Genomic DNA, 3,403 nt, shown 5'->3' on the forward strand with positions numbered 1-3,403 from the left:
CGCTGGGAAAACGGCGATAATGGCGGCCATTTCGTTATTGCGCCGGTTCAGGATTCCCCCATGGAAATCAAGGTCAATTTTCTCGACAAGCTCCGCCTCGAGGCCAAGTTCGATGACTTCACCGTTATCGCGGACCAGCCCATCCGCTACAAGGGCGATGGCTCGGCGCCGGGTCCGTTCGATTACTTCCTGGCTTCGTCGGCTCTGTGTGCGGCTTACTTCGTGAAGCTGTACTGCGAAACGCGCAATATTCCTACGGACAACATCCGCCTTTCCCAGAACAACATTGTTGATCCGGAGAACCGCTACAAGCAGGTCTTCAAGATCCAGATCGAATTGCCGGAGGATATCTCCGCCGCAGACCGTCAGGGCATCTTGCGTTCCGTCGAACGGTGCACGGTTAAGAAGGTGGTGCAGACCGGGCCCGAGTTCGTGATCGAGGAAGTGGAGAATCTGGATGCCGACGCCCAGGCCTTGCTGACGCTGAATCCGGATTCGGACGCATGCACCTACATTCTGGGCAAGGATCTGCCGCTGGAGCGGACCATCGCCAATATGTCGGAGGTTCTGGCGGACCTGGGCATCAAGATTGAAATTGCTTCGTGGCGCAATCTGGTTCCCAATGTGTGGTCACTGCATATCCGCGATGCGCACTCGCCGATGTGTTTCACCAATGGCAAGGGTGCGAGCAAGGAAAGCGCGCTGGCATCGGCTCTGGGGGAGTATATCGAGCGACTGAACTGCAATCATTTCTACAATGACCAGTTCTGGGGGGAGGACATTGCCAATGCGGAATTCGTGCATTACCCGAATGAGCGCTGGTTCAAGCCCGGCCCCAAGGATGCGCTGCCGGCTGGCATTCTCGACGCGTACTGCCTGAAGATCTACAACCCCGACGGCGAGCTGCGTGGCTCGCATCTGTACGACACCAACTCCGGCAACACGAAGCGCGGCATCTGCTCGCTGCCCTTTGTGCGTCAGTCGGACGGCGCGGTGGTGTATTTCCCGTCCAATCTGATCGACAATCTCTATCTCAGCAATGGCATGAGCGCCGGCAATACGCTGGCCGAAGCGCAGGTGCAATGCCTGTCGGAGATCTTCGAGCGGGCGGTAAAGCGCGAAATCATTGAAGGCGAAATCGCGCTGCCCGATGTGCCGCAAGAGGTGCTGGCGAAGTATCCGGGCATTTTGGCCGGCATCGAAGCGCTGGAGAAGCAGGGCTTTCCGGTGCTGGTGAAGGATGCGTCGCTGGGGGGCGTGTTTCCGGTGATGTGCGTGACCCTGATGAATCCGCGGACGGGCGGTGTGTTTGCCTCGTTTGGGGCGCATCCGAGCCTGGAGGTGGCGCTGGAGCGCAGTCTCACCGAGCTGCTGCAGGGGCGCAGTTTCGAAGGGCTGAACGATCTGCCTCCACCCACCTTCGAGACCAGTGCCGTCACCGAGCCGAACAATTTCGTCGAACACTTCATCGATTCCAGTGGCGTGGTGTCGTGGCGCTTCTTCAGTGCCAAAGCCGATTACGCGTTCGTCGAATGGGACTTCTCGGGCCAGGGTGAAAACTCCAATGCCGACGAGGCCGAAACCTTGTTCGACATTCTCGAGGAGATGGGCAAGGAAGTTTACGTGGCGGTGTATGACCAGCTCGGTGCAACGGCCTGCCGCATTCTGGTGCCTGGTTATTCGGAGATCTATCCGGTCGAGGATCTGATCTGGGACAACACCAACAAGGCACTTGCCTTTCGCGCGGATATCCTGAACCTGCATCGCCTCGATGATGCTGGCCTCGAGGCGCTGCTTGATCGCCTGGAAGACAGCGAACTCGATGATTACACCGACATCATTACCTTGATCGGTATCGAGTTTGACGAGAATACGGTCTGGGGCCAGCTGACGATTCTGGAGCTGAAGCTGCTGATCAACCTCGCCTTGCGGCAGTTCGAGGCGGCGAAGGAGCGGGTCGAAGCCTTCCTGCAGTACAACGAGAACACGGTCGAGCGCGTGTTGTTCTACCAGGCCATGAACGCGGTGCTCGAGGTGCTGCTGGACGACGATCTGGAACTCGACGATTACGAGCTCAACTTCCGCCGGATGTTCGGCAACGCGCGGATGGACGCGGTGATGGGCTCGGTGGACGGCAGCGTGCGCTTCTTCGGCCTGACGCCAACGAGCATGAAGCTGGAAGGGCTCGACCGGCACCAGCGCCTGATCGACAGCTACAGGAAGCTGCACGTGGCGCGCGCCCGCAGGGCGGCGTAAGCCCTAAAGGCTCAGTGCCATCCCTCGAGCCGCATCGTTGCCCGTACCAGGCGCTGCTCTTCCTGCTCGATTTCCATGAAGCTCTCGCGCACGCTGTTGATGTGCTCGCGCGCGATGCGTTCCGCGCGTTCGGGCTGGCGGTCCATGATCGCCTGGTAGAGGCGGTGGTGCTGGCGGTCGATGAGGCGCTTGTGGGCAGGGCGGTGGTAGAGGTTGTTCACTGAAGCGAAGACGCTGCTCAGCATCAGGTCGGACAGCGACTGCAGGGTGTGCACCAGCACGGCGTTGTGCGATGCCTCGCTAATGGCGCGATGGAAGTCGTGGTCGAGGCGGGCGTGGTCTTCGGGCGAGGTGGAACGGGTGTCCTGCTCGCGGGCCACCATGTCCTCGTAGCGGCGACGGATCGAGACAAGGTCGGCCACCGTGGCGCGCAGCGCGGCCAGGCGCGCCGCTTCGCTCTCGAGCAGGGCGCGCACCTCCAGCAGGTCGTAGACCGTGCGTGGTTGCGTGCTGAACAGGTGCATCAGCGGGCTGTTGTCGCGCTCGGCCGAGAGGCGTGCAACGAACGAGCCGCTGCCGTGCCGCGTCTCGATGATGCCCAGTCCCCGCAGTACCCGCAGCCCTTCACGCAGCGCCGAGCGCGATGTGCCCAGCTTTTCGCACAGGCGGCGCTCGGAGGGCAGGGCCTGGCCCACCTTGAGCACGCCGTCGGTGATGAGACGCTCGATGCGTTCGGCGACGATATCGGCGACCTGCTGGCGTTCAGTGACGCCAGCGCGCCGTTCAGGGATATTTTCCATAGTGGTCGGACCAGTTGCGCAGAGAGGGGCGGCTGATGCCCCGATAAGTCCGTATGGCGCGGAGCCTACGGGCTCTTTTGTAACGAGGGTGAAACGATAGGCCAAAAAAACTGGTACGACCAGTAGAAGAATGCTTGGATCGTCCGGGTAATGGACTTAGGATTCCGCGGCAGTACCACCGGCTCGCACGTGCGAAGCCGGGTGGTGCCCCCGAAACGACGTCCGGACGGATCCGCGATGAACATTCTGTACAACGAGGAAATCGATGGCCCGCTGAGCAAGGTGGATCGTGCCGATCTCTTTGCCGAGCTGCGCCAGGCCATGCCCGACCTGCTGATCCTCCACCG

Annotated in this window: 2 protein-coding genes; one reads left to right on the forward strand and one right to left on the reverse strand. The window is 60.9% G+C overall.

The window, feature by feature from the left end; genetic code table 11:
* Positions 1-60: 60 nt before the first annotated feature.
* Positions 61-2,256: an OsmC domain/YcaO domain-containing protein gene (locus RBT54_RS18345; protein ID WP_320368419.1), complete on the forward strand. Its 2,196-nt coding sequence runs from the start codon at positions 61-63 to the stop codon at positions 2,254-2,256.
* Between the two features lie 11 nt (positions 2,257-2,267).
* Here the strand turns inward: RBT54_RS18345 and glcC are convergent, their stop codons facing one another.
* Positions 2,268-3,056, reverse strand: a complete 789-nt coding sequence (gene glcC, locus RBT54_RS18350; RefSeq protein WP_277080494.1) for a transcriptional regulator GlcC — start codon at positions 3,054-3,056, stop codon at positions 2,268-2,270.
* Positions 3,057-3,403: the final 347 nt, after the last annotated feature.

It is taken from the genome of Thauera sp. (assembly GCF_034003485.1).
GTDB lineage: Bacteria > Pseudomonadota > Gammaproteobacteria > Burkholderiales > Rhodocyclaceae > Thauera.

Excerpts from the sequence above, each read along its gene's own strand:
- RBT54_RS18345 (WP_320368419.1), top strand. The coding sequence starts at position 61 with ATGGAAATCAAGGTCAATTTTCTCGACAAGCTCCGCCTCGAGGCCAAG.
- glcC (WP_277080494.1), bottom strand. The coding sequence starts at position 3,056 with ATGGAAAATATCCCTGAACGGCGCGCTGGCGTCACTGAACGCCAGCAG.